17 protein-coding genes are annotated in these 18,593 nt (G+C 62.2%); 3 read left to right on the top strand and 14 right to left on the bottom strand.

Annotated elements, in window-relative coordinates:
• Both ACVWWQ_RS01780 and ACVWWQ_RS01775 read right to left on the bottom strand, forming a co-directional pair.
• On the bottom strand, positions 1-918 hold the full coding sequence (locus tag ACVWWQ_RS01780; protein WP_166669749.1) for a cupin-like domain-containing protein: 918 nt from the start codon (positions 916-918) through the stop codon (positions 1-3).
• Between the two features lie 419 nt (positions 919-1,337).
• The gene (locus ACVWWQ_RS01775; protein WP_133950408.1) at positions 1,338-2,090 is read right to left on the bottom strand and encodes a hypothetical protein; all 753 of its coding nucleotides are present in this window, start codon (positions 2,088-2,090) and stop codon (positions 1,338-1,340) included.
• Positions 2,091-2,353: 263 nt separating this feature from the next.
• On the opposite strand from ACVWWQ_RS01775, the gene ACVWWQ_RS01770 reads away from it, so the two are divergent.
• Positions 2,354-3,031: a hypothetical protein gene (locus ACVWWQ_RS01770; RefSeq protein ID WP_133950410.1), complete on the top strand. Its 678-nt coding sequence runs from the start codon at positions 2,354-2,356 to the stop codon at positions 3,029-3,031.
• Positions 3,032-3,041: 10 nt separating this feature from the next.
• On the opposite strand, the gene ACVWWQ_RS01765 is transcribed toward ACVWWQ_RS01770, so the two are convergent.
• The 7 genes from ACVWWQ_RS01765 to ACVWWQ_RS01735 form a co-directional block, all read right to left on the bottom strand.
• Positions 3,042-4,442 (bottom strand): TIGR03013 family XrtA/PEP-CTERM system glycosyltransferase, encoded by a 1,401-nt coding sequence (locus ACVWWQ_RS01765; RefSeq protein WP_133950412.1) that lies wholly within the window; start codon positions 4,440-4,442, stop codon positions 3,042-3,044.
• A 185-nt stretch (positions 4,443-4,627) separates the two neighbouring features.
• Positions 4,628-5,395 carry a 4'-phosphopantetheinyl transferase superfamily protein gene (locus tag ACVWWQ_RS01760; protein WP_166669750.1) on the bottom strand — a complete coding sequence of 256 codons (768 nt, stop codon included), beginning with the start codon at positions 5,393-5,395 and terminating at the stop codon, positions 4,628-4,630.
• 17 nt (positions 5,396-5,412) lie between these two features.
• The gene (locus ACVWWQ_RS01755; protein ID WP_133950416.1) at positions 5,413-7,092 is read right to left on the bottom strand and encodes a GMC oxidoreductase; all 1,680 of its coding nucleotides are present in this window, start codon (positions 7,090-7,092) and stop codon (positions 5,413-5,415) included.
• Between the two features lie 63 nt (positions 7,093-7,155).
• The gene (locus ACVWWQ_RS01750) at positions 7,156-8,190 is read right to left on the bottom strand and encodes an NAD-dependent epimerase (protein WP_133950418.1); all 1,035 of its coding nucleotides are present in this window, start codon (positions 8,188-8,190) and stop codon (positions 7,156-7,158) included.
• A 15-nt stretch (positions 8,191-8,205) separates the two neighbouring features.
• A complete protein-coding gene (gene tviB / locus ACVWWQ_RS01745) occupies positions 8,206-9,483 on the bottom strand; it encodes a Vi polysaccharide biosynthesis UDP-N-acetylglucosamine C-6 dehydrogenase TviB (RefSeq protein ID WP_133950420.1) in 1,278 nt (425 codons plus the stop codon).
• 388 nt (positions 9,484-9,871) lie between these two features.
• Positions 9,872-10,657, bottom strand: a complete 786-nt coding sequence (locus ACVWWQ_RS01740; RefSeq protein WP_133950423.1) for a DUF72 domain-containing protein — start codon at positions 10,655-10,657, stop codon at positions 9,872-9,874.
• Positions 10,658-10,856: 199 nt separating this feature from the next.
• A complete protein-coding gene (locus tag ACVWWQ_RS01735; RefSeq protein ID WP_133950425.1) occupies positions 10,857-11,039 on the bottom strand; it encodes a hypothetical protein in 183 nt (60 codons plus the stop codon).
• 256 nt (positions 11,040-11,295) lie between these two features.
• Here ACVWWQ_RS01735 and ACVWWQ_RS01730 point away from each other — a divergent pair, with 256 nt between their 5' ends.
• Positions 11,296-11,823 carry a VOC family protein gene (locus tag ACVWWQ_RS01730; RefSeq protein WP_133950427.1) on the top strand — a complete coding sequence of 176 codons (528 nt, stop codon included), beginning with the start codon at positions 11,296-11,298 and terminating at the stop codon, positions 11,821-11,823.
• Positions 11,824-11,826: 3 nt separating this feature from the next.
• Here the strand turns inward: ACVWWQ_RS01730 and tadA are convergent, their stop codons facing one another.
• The 4 genes from tadA to folD all read right to left on the bottom strand — a co-directional run bounded on the left by tadA (position 11,827) and on the right by folD (position 16,517).
• Entirely contained in the window at positions 11,827-12,318 is a 492-nt protein-coding gene (gene tadA / locus ACVWWQ_RS01725) for a tRNA adenosine(34) deaminase TadA (protein WP_133950429.1), read from the bottom strand.
• A gap of 79 nt (positions 12,319-12,397) precedes the next feature.
• Positions 12,398-13,978 (bottom strand): glutamine-hydrolyzing GMP synthase, encoded by a 1,581-nt coding sequence (guaA, locus tag ACVWWQ_RS01720; protein ID WP_133950967.1) that lies wholly within the window; start codon positions 13,976-13,978, stop codon positions 12,398-12,400.
• 125 nt (positions 13,979-14,103) lie between these two features.
• A complete protein-coding gene (gene guaB / locus ACVWWQ_RS01715) occupies positions 14,104-15,561 on the bottom strand; it encodes an IMP dehydrogenase (protein WP_099652172.1) in 1,458 nt (485 codons plus the stop codon).
• Between the two features lie 89 nt (positions 15,562-15,650).
• On the bottom strand, positions 15,651-16,517 hold the full coding sequence (folD, locus tag ACVWWQ_RS01710) for a bifunctional methylenetetrahydrofolate dehydrogenase/methenyltetrahydrofolate cyclohydrolase FolD (protein ID WP_133950431.1): 867 nt from the start codon (positions 16,515-16,517) through the stop codon (positions 15,651-15,653).
• A 67-nt stretch (positions 16,518-16,584) separates the two neighbouring features.
• On the opposite strand from folD, the gene ACVWWQ_RS01705 reads away from it, so the two are divergent.
• A complete protein-coding gene (locus ACVWWQ_RS01705; protein ID WP_133950969.1) occupies positions 16,585-17,154 on the top strand; it encodes a GNAT family N-acetyltransferase in 570 nt (189 codons plus the stop codon).
• Between the two features lie 21 nt (positions 17,155-17,175).
• Here ACVWWQ_RS01705 and der read toward each other — a convergent pair whose 3' ends face one another.
• Positions 17,176-18,576 carry a ribosome biogenesis GTPase Der gene (gene der / locus ACVWWQ_RS01700; protein WP_099652175.1) on the bottom strand — a complete coding sequence of 467 codons (1,401 nt, stop codon included), beginning with the start codon at positions 18,574-18,576 and terminating at the stop codon, positions 17,176-17,178.
• Positions 18,577-18,593 lie beyond the last annotated feature (17 nt).

Raw genomic sequence — 18,593 nt, 5'->3', positions numbered from 1 at the left:
TCAATCCGCCACCGCATAAGGGTCGTGATGTGCCAGCGACGGGCACGCCGGCGGGTGACTGCCGACACCACGGGCCGCGACCAGCGCGGATCCGGCGGCGTACGTCAGTTTGTCCAGCAGCGGTCGTTTGCCGACTGGTGGTGGTTCGATGCCTTTGCGGTGCATGAGGTCGTGCATCACGTGCACCAGGGCGTGGCGACGCGTGGCTTTGGTGCTGTAGGTCAGGCTTATCGTGGTCGATGGTTCGTCGCTGGTTTCGACCAGGTGTGCACAGGTCTCCGGAATGTAGACGCCCATACCGGGGCTGACCTTGAATACGTGTGCGCGCTCGCGGAATTCCTCATGCCACTTGACCAGCCCCAGGTCGTGACGTGCATGGAAAACGTCGCGGGCACGCTCGGTGACGACTTCGGTGTCCTCCGCATCCCACACGTAGACCGTCTTGGTGCCCCGAACCTGCAGCAGGATTCCTTGGTTCCGGTCGATGTGGAATGGCGTGGTCGTACGCGGTGCAGCCACGAAGATCCAGCCGGCGCGGTAGTACATTCCCGGATCCTTGCGCTCTATTTCCGGCTGGATCGGATTGAGTGTCTCATCGATCAACGTGCGATAGGTCGCGTCAGCCTGGACATGGCGAAGCAGCACCCACGCCTTGGCATCGGTGATGTTCTGAAGCGATTCCTTGACGGTCTTCGTGTTCGGATACAGACGCGACACCGCGTCAAAGTCGGCGGCCGCGCTGGCACCGTTGTTGAATGTGAAAAGCCGGCTGCTGCAGCGGAACCTGTCACCCAGGGCGACCAGCTGGTCGGCTTGCAGCAGCGGATGATCGCTCAGTCGATGCCGCACCGCCTGAGTGCGCCATGGATCAAAATGACTCCAGTCGACATCGATGGGCATCGGGGTACTGACGTTCATGTTGGCATTCTCCTGCACAGCGCAAGACCGGCCTGTTCGTGATGTTGTCCCCCCGGTTTTCATTGGCGGCGCGTGCGGACGGATCCGTCCTGCCGCGCGACGTGGCAGCTGATCCAGCGGATATTTCCCGTGTGAAGACCACCGTACATTCGGGTGCCGGGAGGCGCGGGCTGGCTGGCTGCAAATGCGCGGAAGTTGCCGCGGCAGACAGCAGCAAGAGCCTCCCCCGGGGCGGCAGTGCAGCGCTGCCGGATCCGAGTCACGCAGACGCGAAGTTACCCTTCGCCCGCGCAGCAAGGGTTCGGCATACTGACTCGCTGGCATGACTGACCGCCGCATGATTGCCTTTCCTTCCCCCGTGCCGGCCTGACCGGACTACCAACGTTTAAAATCGATGAGTGCCTTGTTGTGCGCCGGGCTCACCCGGACTGGAAAGCAAACAGCCAGAGAATGGCGCCCTGGACGGGCACGCCCGTCCAGCTCACGTCGTACGTTCCGGCGGCCCGCACCTGCTTGAACGCCACGGCGCATTGAACCCCGCTGTTGTCGGGAAGCATCAGGAAGCTGTCGATCACGGCAAACCCGTTGTTGGGTACGGCGCGCATGTGCGTGATGCCGCCATCGCCCCACCACACGGCGACCAGCGCGGCAGGCCCGGTGGTGGTCACCCGACCGCTGGTCATCACCATGCTGGTCGGTGGATAGTTTTGTGCAACGTCCTGCAACACGCCGCCATGAAGAATCTCGATGAATGGCACGCTGATCTCGCCCGCGGCTTCTTCCGGCTTGGCAATGCTCACGGTGTGATGGGCCCCGCCCTTGGCCGACAGCGCCAGATACGCCTTCACGTCAAAACGATCGCCGTAGCCGTTGCCGTAGGGGACGGTGCTCCCCACTTGCTTCCAGTGATTGGCGTAACTGTCGACGGGGGGAGCGGATGCGCTTGAATAGCCCCCGTTGAAAACAATCAGCGAGCTGCCGTGAGCTTGCGTGGTGATGGGAGCAGTGACGGCGGGATTCGTGCCAAATCCCTCGGACTGGGCGAGCAAGGTATGGGCACCAAGGGAGGGCACCGATGCAGAGGACTGCGCATTGACTTGGGGAATGCCCGGAAGCACGGCCAGCACGGTGCCGCAACAAAAAGCAGCAGCAGAGTGGCGATAACCGTTCATGGAATTCCCCTCCAATCGGGATAATTATTCTGCGAACTGCATCACATTAAGTCAAGTGCATATATGCTTGTGACGACCATGGTGCGTGAGGGTTTTCCCTACAACAGGGTCAGCGCCCAGCCCGTTGGAGCTGAATGGGCGCGGCGCCACTCATGGGCGGGCGCGGAAGGGCGATCCACCCTCGCTGATGCGTCGGCGGATGAGATTTCGGGAAGTCGTCGGGGCGATTTGCGGTGCATGCACAGGCCGTCAGGGGAGGCAACTTGGCAAACCAGACCGATTTTCTTGATCTGTACGAAACCCTTGGACTTGATCCGGGTTGTGGATTGGCCGAGTTCAAGCTTGCCTATCGGCAGCACGTGGCCGTGCATCACCCGGATCGCCCGGCGGAAGCTCCAGCTCGCCTTGAGGCTGTCGAGGCGGCGCCGCTGCAGGAAGTGATCGCGCAATACGGCGCCGCCATGGCGTTTCATCGGCGGCATGGGCGGCTTCCTGGTGCGGCGATGCCTCCGCCACGATTCACCGTGTCGAGCAAGGTGGTTGCCGCTGATTCGGGCTCTCGACCCGTGCGGCCACTCGGCTCGCCGCAGGCGTCGCCACGCCGCCGTTCGAAAGCGCTGGTCCTGTTGGGGATGATCGCGATAGGTGTGCTGTGGTGGAATGTGGCGCCGCCGAGCTGGCTGGCTGAAACGCCGTCGATGCTGGCATCGACTGACCAGGGCGCCGAGCCGCGCGATGCGCCGACGAGGACCGTGCTGTACGTGGGCATGTCGGCGCAAGATGTCCGCATCCTCGAAGGAGAACCCCAGGTCATCCACGAAAATCGCTGGGATTACGGTGGCTCGTGGGTGCGCTTTGATCATGGCAAAGTGGTCGACTGGTACAGCTCCGTGTTGCATCCGCTCAAGACGGTGGACCATGCGCAGGAAGTGCTTCATTGAGCGGCATGGCTCAGCGTGCGCCACGCCCGAACAGCACCACTTCCACCGTTTCGATGAGGATCACCATGTCCAGCAGGAGGTTGTGGTTCTTGACATAGAACAGGTCGTACTTGAGCTTTTCGGCAGCATCCGCTTCGGTAGCGCCGTAGGGATAACTCAGCTGGGCCCAGCCGGCGAGGCCCGGCTTCAGGCTGTGTCGCAAGCCGTAGAAGCGGATTTTCGTGGCGAGGTCGGCGACAAACTGCGGGCGCTCGGGCCGCGGCCCGACAATGCTCATTTCGCCCTTCAGCACGTTCCACAGCTGCGGCAGCTCATCCAGCCGAAGCTTTCGGCTGATCCGGCCGACACGGGTAACGCGGTCGTCGTTCTTGCTGGCCCAGCGGGCTATGCCGTCGCACTCCGCGTCGGTGCGCATGCTGCGGAACTTGTACAGCCAGAAGGTTCGACCGCGCTCACCGACTCGTTCCTGGCGATAGAGAATCGGCTGGCCCGCGCCCGACTCGATCCGGATGGCCAGGGCGACCAGCAGCATCAGCGGCCAGCAAAGCAGCAGCAAGATTCCGCCGGCAATCAGGTCGAAGCAGCGCTTGGACATTCGATGCAGCGGTGTCGCATGGAATCCCCGTGAAAAAACCAGCCACGACGGATCGAGCAGGGATAGTTGCACCCGGCCAGATTCGCGTTCGAAAAACGAGGTCAGGTCGGTGACCGTGATGCCGGCCTGTCGGCATTCGAGCAGATCCTCCATGGGCAATGCGCCACGGCGATCGTCGACACCCACCACAACCTCGTCGACTTTCTCGCGCATCACCAGGGCATGGAGCGAGGCGTCGGGGGTAAGTACCAGTTCATCCGGCACCAGCATGGGTTCATGTGGGCAGCGGAGGTAACCCACGATATGGAAGCTGCGTCGATCGGAGCGCCGGCGCATCAGACTGTGGATCTGGGCTGCGCGGGAGCCGGACCCCAGGATCAGGATGCGCCGTTTGAAGGCCTGTACATCGACCAGGTGCATGAAAAGCATGCGAAACAGCGCTACCGCGACAAAACCCAGTATCAGGGCAATGCCGAGCACGCCACGACCCACGTAGGCCTGTGGCACCACGTAGTAGCCCAGGGCCAGGGCGACACCGCCCAGTGTGAATGCCACGGTTTGCCGGGCCAGCAGGCCCAGTGTCGTGGTGCGCAGGTGAGGGCGATAGGCGCCCATGGCGCCGACGCCGAAGATGACGACGGTGGCGAAAATCAGTGAGCGCGAGAACAGGTGGTGAGAAAACTGGGCCAGGTCGTCCGGGAAAAGAAAATATCGCAGGTGCGTGGCAAGGGCGAGTGAGGCGGCCAGAAGCAGCCATTCGCAAATACCGAGCACCAGAAGCAAGCGCACGATCCGCTGTCGCAGAGAACGAAACATCTGACTTCCCCCTCCAAGTTGGCTGCGCCTTCCCTTGTTGCGGACAAACGACATTACGCTGTCTGGCTGGAAATGCCAAGCACTACTAAAAGAAATTGTCCAGAAATAAATATCTGATATGAGACTTAAGTCACAAAAAAATCGGCTTTACCTCCACCATTGGCACCTCGTGCATACCCGTGGTTTCAAATATCTTCCAACGCGCACAGCCGTACGATGGCCGTCGAGGCAGGCATGGCCACGGCGCCGACCACGCCGATCGGCAATTCCAGATTGGCCACGCGGCAGGGTATTTGATGCGATTCCGTGGTCAGGGGAGGCGGCATGGCAAGCCCGTCCGTGCGGGCCGAAAGGTGCGATGGATCCGCGCCAAGCCCCACCCCAAAAGCTTTCAGCAAGGCCTCCTTGCGCGTCCACAGCGCAAGCAGGGCAGTTTCGCGATGGGGCGGGGACAAGATTTCCAGGCCGGCTATCTCATCGGGCGTGCAGATGTCTGGCATCAGTGCGCTCAGCGGCGTGTGCGGCGGCGAGCATTCGATATCGACGCCTACCGTGGCGCCGCCGCCGACCGCCATCGCCACCCATGTACCGCTGTGACTCAAGCTGGTCGAAAAGCCGGTGCCAAGTAGCAACGGTTGACCGGCAGCGGAGCTGCTCAACGGGACTTCAGTCGGATCCAGGTCAAGGCTGATGCCCAGCATCACTCGCCACCATGCGTGCGCGAGGACGTAAGTCGAGCGGTCACGAGCAAAACGCAGTCGCGCCGAACGGGCGCATTCGGGGGCACTGAGCAGTTGCTCTGCCGAACCGATGAAGGGCGTCCACGCCGCGCTGTCAAATACGACCACGCATGCTTCATTCGGAGCCGGTGACGAAAAATGGCCCTTTTCCAGCACGCCGATGGCGGCCCGGATGAAGTCGGATGCTGAAGTGTTTTGGTCAGCGGGCAGCATGACTTCGTTGCACCATGTCATGCCGCACGCGATACCGCTGGTCTGGCCAGCAGCTCGCGCAAATCTTCCGCCAGGCGAAGGCTCAGTGCGGCGATGGTGAACGTGGGAAACGCCCAGCCGCCGGTGGGGAAAACCGAACTGCCGGCGATGTGCAGGTTGTCGATGCCGTGGACTCGGCAGTGCCGGTCGACCACGCCCTGGCTGGGGTCGTCGGACATCCGCGTCGTGCCGAGGTGATGGGCGGTGCCATGAACCTGGGGAGTTGCGTCTATGCCACCCTCCAGCCACGGATTGAGCTGAAACGTGCCGCCGCAGGCGTTCGCAAGTTCATTGCCGAAGAGCGTTGCGGCGGTGCGATAGGTATGTCGATCCAATGCCGTGAGCCGCCAGTCGACGCAGACCTTGCGCTTGCCAAGTGCATCGACCTCCGTGCCCAGGGTGATGCGGCTGTCCGGGTTGGGTGCCTGTTCGAAGAACCCGACCAGGTCGACATGGTTGCTGCTGACCACGGGCTTGTCAGCCAGTTTTTGCAGGAATGCGCGCACGATGTCGCTGGCGCCCAGGCCCAATCGCAGGCCGAGCAGGGCAATGTTTTCGCCGGTCATGGTGACGTTGTCAGCGCTGGCCGGGCCGTTCTTCATCGCGGCGCACAAGCGCGCCTCGAGCATCGAGCCTTCATCACGTGCCGGAGGATGCAGTGCCGCCCGGAAATTCCGCAGAGCCCGTATGCCTTTCGGCACCGTGCCTTCCACGGCAAAGGGATGGACGCGTCCACTCAGCATGCGATGCGTTCGCTGGGCCGCTTTCGACAAGCCGATTTCCGGAAAGGTGGGTGCCGGACCCTTGCCCAGGTTGCGGTCATAAGGCCGGGTAAGTCGGTCAGGGGCATCGGTGACCACGGTGCCCAGCGTGCCACTGGGATGATCCATGAAGAAGCGGCCCACCAGATCGCGATCGTTGCCCAAGCCGCCAGGAACCTGGGTGTCGGAGAGCAGCAGCAAGCGGGCATTTTCGATACCGCCCGATGCCAATACGTATTGACGTGCGCGAACCCGGCCGCTGCGGCCGTCGAGTGCCCCGATGCGTGCCTGCCGAACCGATGTGCCGTCAGGCCAGCTCTCTAGTTCGAGAAGGTTCGCATGCAGCAGGACCTGGATATTCGGCGCCTGGTTCAATTCGGAGCGGTAGGCCTGCCCGAACAGGATCGGACTGCGCGCGAAAATCTGGTTGACCAGCTTTTCTTCGTCGAAGGGCAGTGGTTGACGATGCAGCGGGCCGAGAAACGAGCCCTCGCCGAATTCATGTGTATCTATCTGGCAGTAGGCGCGGGCTCGTTCGTAATACGGCTCGAGGTCCTCATAGGAAAGCGGCCAGCCGCTGTGCGGCACCCAGTCGCGCTGGCTCAGGTCATGTTTGCCCAGCGGAATGCAGCCGCCGCCCCACAGCGTGCAACTGCCACCAAAAACCCGCATGCGGGATGTGCCCGGATCGAACGGCGGGCTGCCGACGGATGAGCCTTCATACAGCGCCTGGCATTTCTCCTCACCGGAAAGGCCACCACCCTCGATGACGCATACCGTCACCGATGTTCCGATGAAACTGCGCGCAATGGCGATGCCGGCCGCACCCGCGCCGATGATACAAAGATCCACGTCAATCTCGGCCGCCGCCGACTCATCCAGGTAGTCGATGATCATTGATCCTCCATCCTCCCGTCATGATTTGCACAGCATCAACTTGCCGAGCCCGGATCGCCGTACTCAGCCAGCTCGGGACACCTTTTGCTGCACGCCGTAATAGTCCAGATACCAATTCACGAACCGGGACACGCCCGTGTCGACGGACACGCCCGGCGCATAATCCACCGCGTGCATCAGGCCGGACACATCCGCTTCGGTGTCAGGCACGTCGCCCGCCTGCAACGGCAGCATCTCCATCCGCGCCTTGCATTCCAGGCACTGCTCCAGCACCTGGATGTAGCGCAACAACTCCACCGACTCCGCGTTGCCGATGTTGTAGAGGCGGTACGGCGCCACCGCGCTGCTGGCGGGATCCGGGGCGGCGCCATTCCATTGAACGTCCTTGGCTGGAATCGTGTCGAGCGCACGGATCACGCCTTCCACGATGTCGTCGACATAGGTAAAGCTGCGCCGGTGATGCCCGTGGTTGAACACCTTGATCGGCTCGCCGGCAAGGATCGCCTTGGTGAACAGAAACAGCGCCATGTCCGGCCGTCCCCACGGACCGTAGACCGTGAAGAAACGCAGGCCGGTGCAGGGCAGGCCGTACAGATGCGCGTAGCTGTGCGCCATCAGTTCGTCGGCTTTCTTGGTCGCCGCATAGAGGGTAAGGGGATGCTCGGTGGACTGGTGTTCCGAGAACGGCATGGCGGTGTTGGCGCCATACACCGAGCTGGTGGAGGCGAACACCAGATGCTCCACCTTGTGCTGGCGACAACCCTCCAGCACGTGCAGGAACCCGGTGATGTTGCTGGCCACATAGATATGCGGGTTTTCCGCCGCGTAGCGCACGCCCGCCTGGGCGGCCAGGTTGACCACACGCTGCGGCGCATGCACGGAAAACACACTTTCCACGGCTTGGCGGTCAGCCAGGTCGGCGTGGACATGCGTATAGCCCGGATGCCCCATGAAGCGTGCCAGCCGGGCCCTTTTCAGATTGACGTCGTAGTAATCGTTGAGATTGTCCAGACCGATCACTTCATCGCCGCGCTCAAGCAACTGCAGCGCGACATGTGAACCAATGAAACCGGCGGTACCGGTAACCAGCACTTTCATGGCAATCCCCCTTGCTCAGAGACGCCCGTCGACAGCGTCGCGAGGCAGCAGGCATTTCACGTCGTACAACACCGATGCAGGCTTGCCCAACGCCCGGATGCCGATCGCCCCCATGGCGAGGAACTGCTGGTGGCCGACGGCGACGATCACTGCGTCGTAGTCTCCCGGCTGCGGCTTCGCGACTGGCGCGATGGCGTACTCATGCTCGGCCTCGGCGGGGTTGACCCACGGATCGTGGACATCGACATCGGTGTTGTAGCCGCGCAATGCCTGCACGATGTCGATTACGCGGGTGTTGCGCAGATCCGGGCAGTTCTCCTTGAACGCCAGTCCAAGGATCAGCACGCGGGCCTTCACCGGATTGATGCCCTTGCGCACCATCAGCCGTATCACCTCATTGGCGATATATGGCCCCATGCCGTCATTGGTGCGCCGGCCAGCCAGAATGACGTCCGAATGATGGCCGACCTCCTGCGCCTTGTGAGTCAGGTAGTAGGGATCCACGCTGATGCAATGCCCGCCCACCAGACCGGGCCGGAACGGCAGAAAATTCCACTTGGTGCCAGCCGCCTCCAGCACCTCCAGCGTGTCGATGCCCAGCTTGTTGAACAGAATCGCGAGATCGTTGACCAGCGCGATGTTGAGATCGCGCTGGGTGTTCTCGATCACCTTCGCCGCCTCGGCCACTTTCAGTGAACTGGCCTTGTGCGTGCCGGCAGTAATCACCGATCCGTACAGGCGATCCACGAAATCGGCGGTCTCCGGATTGGAGCCGGAGGTGACCTTCAGGATGCTGGTGACGCGATGCTGCTTGTCGCCGGGGTTGATGCGCTCGGGGCTGTAACCGGCAAAGAAGTCGCGGTTGAAGGTGAGGCCGGAACCGTGTTCGAGGATCGGAACGCAGACCTCTTCGGTGCAGCCCGGATACACCGTGGATTCGTACACCACGATATCGCCCACCTTGAGCACCCTGGCCAGCAGTTCGCTGGCCTTGATCAGCGGCGTCAGGTCGGGCCGCTTGGCGACGTCAATCGGCGTAGGAACCGTGACGATATAGACGTTGCGGTCACGCAGGTCAGCCAGTTCGGCACTGAAACGCAGATGCCCCGCTTCGGCAATCTCCGCCGAATCAACCTCCAGCGTCCGGTCATGCCCATTCGCCAACTCGCCTATCCGAGCCTGGTTGATATCGAAGCCGACCGTGTCGTAACGCTTGCCGAATTCCACGGCGAGCGGCAGCCCCACATAGCCCAGCCCCACAATCGCAAGCTTGGTATCTTCCAGATTCCCCATACGATCATCCTGGTCGCTTGATATGGCTAACTCGACATGCCCCTTTGCACAAACCACCCGGTCAAACCGTTAGGTGCGTCACAGTTCTATGATTCATGGGGCGCCGACGCCCATAATGCACCTAATTCGCTTGACAAGCGAAATAGATGTGATCGACGAGGGATGAGTCGGCACAAGTATTTGAAAAACAGGTTATTTCTCCTTCCATTCCGGAGATCTTGAGCGCTGTGCGCACCGCTGGCGATGGGTCGGAGCGGGTCTTGACGCCGTTCCGGAGCAGGGGATAACCCAGGAGAGGTGAAGGCCGATGCCTACCCACCGCGGCGAAGCCAATGACAGTGCCGATTCTGTCTGCACTGGCAGCGACTGGCTGAAAATCGACGACGCGTTATCGCGGTGGCAGGTGCCCAAGCAGGGAAAGCGCGTTGTACGTGGCGCTTCCCAGTGCGGTGTTGTCGAAAATGCACCAGCGCTGCCTGACGTCAGCGACGGGGCGCAGCAAGCGACGCGCAAGGTCTTCCAGCACATTTGCCGCGTAGCTGTCGTAATACATTCTTGGTGCGCCATGCAGCCGCAGATACTGCAGTTGTCGATCACCCGCAGGTACTCGGGCCCGCAAGGACAACGCCGGATCCGCGCCGGCCCTGGCCACGCCATGGGCTTTCAGGACACGGCTGACATCAAGGTGGAACCACGAAGCATGACGCGGTTCGCAGACCACCGGGCCCTGATGCATCTGTCGAAGCCCGGCGAGAAAAGGCAGCACTGTGTGCGGGTCCCAGGCAAGCCGGGGCGGCAATTGCAGCAGCAGGCACCCCAATCGCTCGCCCAGTTCATCCACGCCTTCAAGGAAAGTTTTCAGGAGATCGCCACAATCGCGCAGTTTGGCGTCATGCGTGATGGTTCGCGGGAATTTCACGGAAAAGCGGAAATCGCCGGGTACGACAGCCGCCCATCGACGATAAGTCGTTGGCAGATGGGTGCGATAGAACGACGAATTGATCTCGACCGCATTGAACACCTGTGCGTAGCGTTGCAGATGGCTGTCGGCCGGTGGGAAGCTATCTTGCGCGCCTTGCGGCAAAGACCAGCCGGCGCACCCGAGATAAATCCCGGGAACAGCCAAGGCGGAAGATCGGACTTGGGCGCCACGCTTGGCGTTGGAACGGGTCATGGGTATCGCGAACTTTGCTTTGCAGCCGTGAGATACGAGCCGATTGAGCAATGAAGTCGATGAGCATCCGGTGAAAGCTGTACAAGACGAGGGTCCGCGCGTCAGCCCGATCTTGGATCTCTAATTTCGCATAATGTATATTATGTCAAATTACGAATTAAGGTTTGAAGGCGCATCCGGGCAAATGGTGTCCGTCGCCTCACGGTGCAATCCTCTGGCTATCTCGAGCCGGCCTGATCTGACGCAACCAGTCGTAGCCATCTTCCGCGCGCAGACCGGCGTTTGCGGTCAGAGATCCTGGAACCTCATTTCGACGCCTTGCGGATGCGCTCTCAAACTGAGTGCGCGGCTTTTCCAGCAATTGATTGATATAGCGCTTCATTCGAATGTCTCCCGACTGGATGGCAGTGACCGGATCGATTCAAATGCACGCCGGTCTGGATGTTTGTGCATTCAGCATCGGGTCGGTCATGCCGCCGATCAAGTCGGATGGCGTGATCGCACTGTTCGGGTATGGAAACGGTGGCCGACTGCGTTGATTGTCCACGCGCGGAAACACTCAGATCACCCGTTGAGGACTTTCCCCGGAAACCGAACGTGCCCATGTAACAGGCCGAATATCCATTCGCCGCCGGATCATGGGCAAGATTTCACTTACCTTCCTGTACATCATTCTGAGCTTGGGCGCGATCGCGTCGCTTGGCGCTCGTGCTGCCACGATCGACGGCGGCTATGTCAGCGTGAGCGTCCCTGACCTGCGGCAGGCTGCGTCGTTTTTCCAGGGCGTGCTCGATTGCGACTTGATAACGCCGGAGCCTGCGTCAGGCGAAGTCACGCCCGTGTCCTTGCTGCTCTCCTGTGATCAGGGTTCCGTGGTCGAGCTTTTCCTCGACGGCGACAAGTCCCCTTCCCTCGCGTCGAACGGGATGGCTCAACCTCTGCAGTTCGTTTCGGACAATGTGCTGCGGGCAGGTCAATGGCTGCAGCAGCAGGGTGGCATGGTCAGCGGCGCTCCCCATCGCGTGACATCCGGACCGCTGGCTGGTCGTGTGGTCCTCGACTTCACCGCGCCATGGGGTCTGCGGCTGCAGTTGCTGGGCCGGGATACCCGCGAACCACATGGCGGAACCGTGGCCACGACGCGCGCACAACCCGACGGCGGCTGACGCTCAGCGGCGACGGGCGCGGAAAAATTCGCGCAACATCTCCGCTGATTCGTCGGCGAGCAAGCCACCCGCCACGTCGATTCGGTGGTTGTGGCGCGCATCCACCAAAGTGTCGAACACGCTCCCGGCGGCACCGGTCTTCGGATCGGCCGCCGCGAAGACGACCCTGCCCAGGCGGGCATGGATCATCGCCATCGCGCACATCGAGCACGGTTCCAGCGTGACGTAAAGCGTGGCACCGGAAAGACGATGGTTGGCGAGCTTTTCCCCGGCCGCACGCATCGCCATGATTTCGGCGTGGGCGGTTGGATCGTGCAGGGTGATGTTGCGATTCCAGCCCAGGCCGACGATCTCCCCACCCTGCACCAGCACCGCGCCGACCGGAACTTCGCCCTCGGCATCGCGCGCGTGAGCGGCCAGTTGCAGCGCACGTTGCATGTGCTGCAGATCGTCAGATGAGAATTCACTCGAGCTTTTCGGAATTTCGTCAGTCATTTCAACGTATTATTGACAGAATATAAGGAGGCCGGCAAGTTGCCGGCCCCTGTTTCCCGCGTGCAAGTGCTTGATTTATCTATTCCCACTCAATCGTAGCGGGCGGCTTGCCGCTTATGTCATAAACTACGCGAGATACTCCACGCAACTCATTGATAATCCTGTTTGAAACCTTGCCGAGAAACTCATACGGAAGGTGCGCCCAGTGCGCCGTCATGAAGTCGATGGTTTCCACCGCACGCAGCGCGATCACCCATTCGTAGGCTCGCGCATCGCCGACCACGCCGACCGATTTCACCGGCAGGAACACGGCGAACGCCTGGCTGGTCTGGTCGTACAGATCGGCCTTGCGCAATTCGTCGATGAAGATCGCATCGGCCTGGGCCAGCAGTTCCGCGTATTCGCGCTTCACTTCGCCAAGGATGCGCACACCCAGGCCGGGACCCGGGAATGGATGGCGATAGACCATCGCCCGTGGCAGGCCGAGTTCCACGCCGATCCGGCGCACCTCGTCCTTGAACAGTTCGCGCAGCGGCTCGACCAGCTTCAGTTTCATGTGCGCCGGCAGGCCACCGACGTTGTGGTGGCTCTTGATCACATGGGCCTTGCCGGTCTTGCTGCCGGCCGACTCGATCACGTCCGGATAGATCGTGCCCTGCGCCAGCCATTTCACTTCACCACCGCCCGCGGCGGTGAGCCTGGAGGACTCCTCGTCGAAGATCTCCACGAACAGGCCACCAATGATCTTGCGCTTGGCTTCCGGGTCGGCCACGCCTTCCAGCGCCGCGAAATAGCGGTCGGCGGCGTTCACGCGGATCACCTTGACGCCCATGTTTTCAGCCATGGTGGCCATGACCTGGTCGCCTTCCTGCCAGCGCAGCAGGCCGGTGTCGACGAAGACGCAAGTCAGCCGGTTGCCGATTGCCTTGTGCAGCAGCGCTGCCACCACCGAGGAATCTACGCCGCCAGACAGGCCCAGCAAGACGTGATCCTCACCGACCTGTTCGCGCACCCGGGCGATCTGGTCGTCAATGATGTTGGCTGCCGTCCACAGCGTGGCGCAGCCGCAGATCTCGGTGATGAAGCGCTTGAGCAGCGCTCCGCCCTGCTTCGTGTGCGTCACTTCGGGATGGAACTGCACGCCGTACCAGCGCTTGTCCGGGTTCTCCATCACCGCGACCGGGATGCGGTCAGTCGAGCCGGTGACGACGAAGCCGGGCGGTGCACGGGAGACATGGTCGCCATGGCTCATCCAGACGTCGAGCCTGTGTTCGCCGACGTGATCGCTCAAACCTTCGAACAAACCGCTGGTTGCCGCGATGTCCACGCTGGCATGGCCGAATTCACGGGCCTCCGCCGCTTCCGTGGCGCCACCGAGCTGGGCTGCCAGGGTCTGCATGCCATAGCAGATGCCGAGGATCGGCAGGCCGGCGTCGAACACTTGCTGCGGCGCCTTCGGGGCATTTTCCACCGTGGTGGATTCGGGCCCGCCCGACAGGATGATGCCCTTGGCGCCGAACCCGGCGATCTCGGCCGGATCGTGATCCCATGCCCAGATTTCGCAATACACGCCAAGTTCGCGCACGCGACGGGCGATAAGCTGGGTGTACTGCGCGCCGAAATCGAGGATCAGGATCTTGTCGCTGTGGATATTGGTCATCAGTCCGGTTTCGCCGCGAGGTCTGCCGACCCCGTTGACGCCTTTGATCTTGAAAGTCATGCGGGACTGGATGCACCAGTGGCCGCCTGTAAAACAAGGCGCCGACCCTCAGGCCGGCGCGTCAGTCACGAGTTGAGCCGATAATTCGGCGCTTCCTTGGTGATCTGGATGTCGTGCGGATGCGCTTCGGTGACGCCGGCGGAAGTGACCTTCACGAACTGCGCTTTCTGCCGCACGTCTTCGACGGTGGCTGCGCCCAGGTAACCCATCGACGCGCGCAAGCCACCGATCAGCTGGTGAATGATGTTGCGCAGCGGGCCACGGTAAGGTACCCGACCTTCGATGCCTTCGGGCACCAGCTTGTCGGCATCGGCCTCATCCTGGAAGTAGCGATCCTTCGAACCGAGCTGCATCGCACCGATCGAACCCATGCCGCGATAGCTCTTGTACGAACGGCCCTGGAACAGCTCGACTTCACCAGGCGACTCCTCGGTGCCGGCAAACATCGAGCCGAGCATCACGGTGGACGCACCGGCGGCCAGCGCCTTGGGGATGTCGCCCGAATAGCGGATGCCACCATCGGCAATCAGCGGAATCTCGTCCTTCAGCGCGGTGGCGACCATGTCGATCGCGGTGATCTGCGGCACGCCGACGCCGGCGACCACCCGGGTGGTGCAGATCGAACCGGGGCCAACGCCCACCTTGACCGCGTCCACGCCGACATCAAGCAACGCCCGAGCCGCTTCGCCGGTGACGATGTTTCCAGCGATCACCTGCACTTGCGAATAGTTCTTCTTGACCCAGGCCACGCGATCGATCACGCCCTGCGAATGGCCGTGCGCGGTGTCGACCACCAGCACGTCCACGCCAGCATCGACCAGCGCGGCGATACGTTGCTCGGTGTCACCGGAAACGCCGACGGCGGCGCCGACCAGCAATGCCTCCTGGCGGTCCTTCGCGGAATTGGGGTTGTCGCGGGCCTTCTGAATGTCCTTGACGGTGATCAGGCCGCGCAGTTGGAACGCGTCGTTGACCACCAGCACTTTCTCGATGCGATGCGTGTGCAGCAACTGCAACACGTCGTCCTGGCCGGCGCCTTCGCGAACGGTGACCAGCTTGTCCTGGCGCGTCATGATGTTGCGGACCGGATCGTCCAGCTTGCGCTCGAAACGCAGGTCGCGGCTGGTGACGATGCCGACCAGTTGCGCGCCGTCCACCACCGGCACGCCGGAGATGTTGTGTGCATGGGTCAGTCGCAGCACTTCGCGAATCGAGGTTTCCGGCGTCACGGTGATCGGGCTGCGAATCACGCCGGCCTCGAACTTCTTGACCAGGCGCACTTCGGCCGCCTGCTGCTCGGCGGTCATGTTCTTGTGGATGATGCCGATGCCGCCGTTCTGCGCCATGGTGATGGCGAGTCGGGCTTCGGTCACGGTGTCCATGGCTGCAGACACGATCGGAATGTTCAGGCGCAGGTCGCGGGTAAACCGCGTCGAGGTGTTCACGTCGCGCGGGAGCACGATGGAATGGCCCGGAACAAGGTAGACGTCGTCGTAGGTCAGTGCCTCGGCGAGAATGCGCATGAAAAAGCCCCGCTGCAAAGAGGGAATTATACGCGCCCGACCGTGTTGCCTGCCAGATGCCTGCCTGAATCCCGGCAGGCCGACTCGATTCAGCCCGCTGCAAGCAAGCTGCGCGCCTCGGCAGCTTCCAGTGTGTTCTCCATCAACGTGGCCACGGTCATCGGGCCGACGCCGCCGGGAACCGGTGTGATCCAGCTGGCCCGAGCGGCGGCCGGAGCAAATTCCACGTCGCCAACCAGTCGTCCATCGTCGAGGCGATTGATGCCGACATCGATCACCACGGCGCCGGGCTTGATCCAGTCACCCTTGACCAACGCCGGCTTGCCGACCGCCACGATGACGATGTCCGCCTGACGAACGAACCCTTCCAGGTCCCGCGTGAAACGGTGGCACGAGGTGGTGGTGCAACCGGCAATCATCAGTTCGAGCACCAGCGGGCGCCCGACATGGTTGGAAACCCCAACCACCACGGCGTGCTGGCCGCGAACCGGGCGGTCGGTGTGTCCGAGCAGGGTCATCACGCCTTTCGGCGTACACGGGCGCAAGCCGAAACGACGCAACGCAAGGCGGCCGACATTGATCGCCTGGAAGCCGTCCACATCCTTGCCCGGATCGATGCGATCGACCAGCGCATCCTCATCGATATGTCCGGGCAACGGCGACTGCACCAGGATGCCATGCACGTCCGGATCGGCATTGAGCCGATCAATCAGATCGAACAATTCTGACTGCGTGGTCGTCGCGGGCAAATCGTGGTCGAACGAACGAAAGCCGACCTGATGACAGGCCTTGCGCTTGTTGCGCACGTAAACAGAAGACGCCGCGTCGCTACCGACAAGCACGACGGCGAGCCCGGGGGCCGACAGGCCCTGTGCCACCCGATCGGACACACGCATTCCAACGCGCTCAAGCAATTCCTGCGCGATGCGTTTGCCGTCGAGTATCCGTGCGCTCATGAGTGTCACCTGCCTGTGGAGTCGTGCATTATCCGGGCTGGATCACACGCACACAAACGGCATGCGCATGAAGCCCGGCGAACTGGATCACCTGAATACCGAATTGACCGATGGACGTCTTCGGTTGCGACCATGGCAACAGGAAGACGCCACACGGCTGGTCGAAGCCGTGGAAGAGTCGGTGGACAGCGTGGGGCGCTGGTTGCCGTGGTGTCGTGCGGGCTATGACCTGGTGCGTGCGCTTGATTGGGTGGCGTTCTGCCAAACCGGATGGGTCAGCGGCGCGCACTTTGCCTTTCCCATATTCGACGTCGTGTCCGGCCAGCTCATGGGGGCCGCCGGACTGAGTCAGCACGACCCGCTGCACCGCAGCGCGAATCTCGGTTACTGGGTGCGGGAGTCCTGCCAGCGTCGAGGCGTCGCCACGGCAGCCGCGCGGCTGGTCGCGCGATTCGGTTTCGAGCAGCTTGGCCTGTTCCGGATAGAAATCGTGATCCAGCCAGACAACACGGCCAGCCTGGCAGTAGCCGACCGGACCGGCGCAGAGTTCGAAGCGATTGCACGACAGCGGCTATGCGTTGAAGGCAAGCCGCGGGACGCCGCGGTGTACGGCTGGATACCGCAGGACCTCGGCTGAGGTACGCATGCGGCTGCCTGGTCAGCGCGTGCGGCTGATCAGTTCGCTCTTGCGCCGCCGTGCCTTGTGCTGTTGTTCCTTGGTCAGCACTTTCTTGCGCCCGGCATACGGGTTCTCGCCTTCGCGGAACGCGATGCGGATCGGTGTGCCTTCCAGCTTGTAACGCTTGCGGAAGAAGTTTTCCAGATAGCGCTGATACGCCGGCGCGATGTGTTTGGTGCGGGTGCCGTGGATCACGATGGTCGGCGGATTGGTGCCACCAGGATGCGCAAAGCGCAGTTTCGGCGCGTGACCGTTGACCAGCGGTGGCTGGTAGCTTTCGTAGGCTTTTTCAAGCGTTTTGGTGAGGTCCGAGGACACCAGCACCTTGGTCGCCGAGGCATGCGCGCGCACGACAGCGCTCATCAGTTCGCGCAGACCCGAGCCGTGCAGTGCAGAAATCTGTACCTGCTTGGCCCAGCTGGCGAATACCAGTCGGCGATCCAGCGCCCGACGGCACTCGTCGCGCTGGTACTGATCCATGTCGTCCCACTTGTTGATCGCGATGACCAGCGCCCTGCCCTCGTCCATTGCGTAGCCGATCAGGGTGAGATCCTGATCAGCCAGATTTTCGCGGGCGTCGATCATCACCACCACCACCTGGGCGGCGGCGATCGACTGGAGCGTCTTGATCACGCTGAATTTTTCGACCGCTTCCTCAACCCGAGCCTTGCGTCGGATGCCGGCGGTATCGATCAAGGTATAACGTTTGCCGTCACGTTCCAGCGGCACCCGGATGGGGTCGCGCGTGGTGCCGGCAACATTGGAGACGATCAATCGCTCCTCACCCAGCAGACGGTTGATCAGGGTCGATTTTCCGGCGTTCGGACGTCCCACGATGGCCACGCGGATGGTGCCATCCTCGGTGGACTCCTCGGCGCCTTCTTCATCGACCGGCAGCAGCGGCAGGACCATCGCGATCAGGTCGCCAGTGCCGCGATTGTGCGCCGCGGACAACGGCAGGATGCGACCCACGCCGAACGCGGAGAACTCCGCCAGGACCGCCTCGTCCTCCAGTCCGTCAGTCTTGTTGACCGCGGCGATGATGGTCTTTCCGCTGCGACGCAACTCGTTGAGGATGACGTAATCCTGCGGCAGCAAGCCGTCGCGGGCATCAACCACGAACACCAGGACGTTGGCTTCCTCGATCGCGAGACGGACCTGCTTCGCAGTCAGCACGTCCATGGCGTCTTCGTCGCCGGACAAGCCGCCGGTGTCGACCACCACAAACGGGCGGTCGCCACTGCGGCAAATACCGTAGTGGCGATCCCGGGTGACGCCCGGCATGTCGGCCACCAGGGCGTCACGGCTGCGCGTCAGGACATTGAAAAGGGTCGATTTACCGACATTCGGACGACCAACCAGCGCGACGACGGGCAGCATGATGAGTACTTCTTTCG

Source organism: Rhodanobacter sp. TND4EL1 (genome assembly GCF_054061035.1).
The sequence above is the reverse complement of the archived record's forward strand: the minus strand, read 5'-3'. Positions and strand labels throughout refer to the sequence as shown.

What these genes read in the sequence shown, in the direction of transcription:
- tviB (WP_133950420.1), bottom strand. Translation starts at nt 9,483, where the DNA reads ATGGGGAATCTGGAAGATACCAAGCTTGCGATTGTGGGGCTGGGCTAT.
- guaA (WP_133950967.1), bottom strand. Translation starts at nt 13,978, where the DNA reads ATGACCAATATCCACAGCGACAAGATCCTGATCCTCGATTTCGGCGCG.
- ACVWWQ_RS01730 (WP_133950427.1), top strand. Translation starts at nt 11,296, where the DNA reads ATGGGCAAGATTTCACTTACCTTCCTGTACATCATTCTGAGCTTGGGC.
- tadA (WP_133950429.1), bottom strand. Translation starts at nt 12,318, where the DNA reads ATGACTGACGAAATTCCGAAAAGCTCGAGTGAATTCTCATCTGACGAT.
- guaB (WP_099652172.1), bottom strand. Translation starts at nt 15,561, where the DNA reads ATGCGCATTCTCGCCGAGGCACTGACCTACGACGACGTCTACCTTGTT.
- ACVWWQ_RS01705 (WP_133950969.1), top strand. Translation starts at nt 16,585, where the DNA reads ATGAAGCCCGGCGAACTGGATCACCTGAATACCGAATTGACCGATGGA.
- ACVWWQ_RS01780 (WP_166669749.1), bottom strand. Translation starts at nt 918, where the DNA reads ATGAACGTCAGTACCCCGATGCCCATCGATGTCGACTGGAGTCATTTT.
- ACVWWQ_RS01735 (WP_133950425.1), bottom strand. Translation starts at nt 11,039, where the DNA reads ATGAAGCGCTATATCAATCAATTGCTGGAAAAGCCGCGCACTCAGTTT.
- folD (WP_133950431.1), bottom strand. Translation starts at nt 16,517, where the DNA reads ATGAGCGCACGGATACTCGACGGCAAACGCATCGCGCAGGAATTGCTT.
- ACVWWQ_RS01740 (WP_133950423.1), bottom strand. Translation starts at nt 10,657, where the DNA reads ATGACCCGTTCCAACGCCAAGCGTGGCGCCCAAGTCCGATCTTCCGCC.
- der (WP_099652175.1), bottom strand. Translation starts at nt 18,576, where the DNA reads ATGCTGCCCGTCGTCGCGCTGGTTGGTCGTCCGAATGTCGGTAAATCG.
- ACVWWQ_RS01750 (WP_133950418.1), bottom strand. Translation starts at nt 8,190, where the DNA reads ATGAAAGTGCTGGTTACCGGTACCGCCGGTTTCATTGGTTCACATGTC.
- ACVWWQ_RS01775 (WP_133950408.1), bottom strand. Translation starts at nt 2,090, where the DNA reads ATGAACGGTTATCGCCACTCTGCTGCTGCTTTTTGTTGCGGCACCGTG.
- ACVWWQ_RS01765 (WP_133950412.1), bottom strand. Translation starts at nt 4,442, where the DNA reads ATGTTTCGTTCTCTGCGACAGCGGATCGTGCGCTTGCTTCTGGTGCTC.
- ACVWWQ_RS01760 (WP_166669750.1), bottom strand. Translation starts at nt 5,395, where the DNA reads ATGCTGCCCGCTGACCAAAACACTTCAGCATCCGACTTCATCCGGGCC.
- ACVWWQ_RS01755 (WP_133950416.1), bottom strand. Translation starts at nt 7,092, where the DNA reads ATGATCATCGACTACCTGGATGAGTCGGCGGCGGCCGAGATTGACGTG.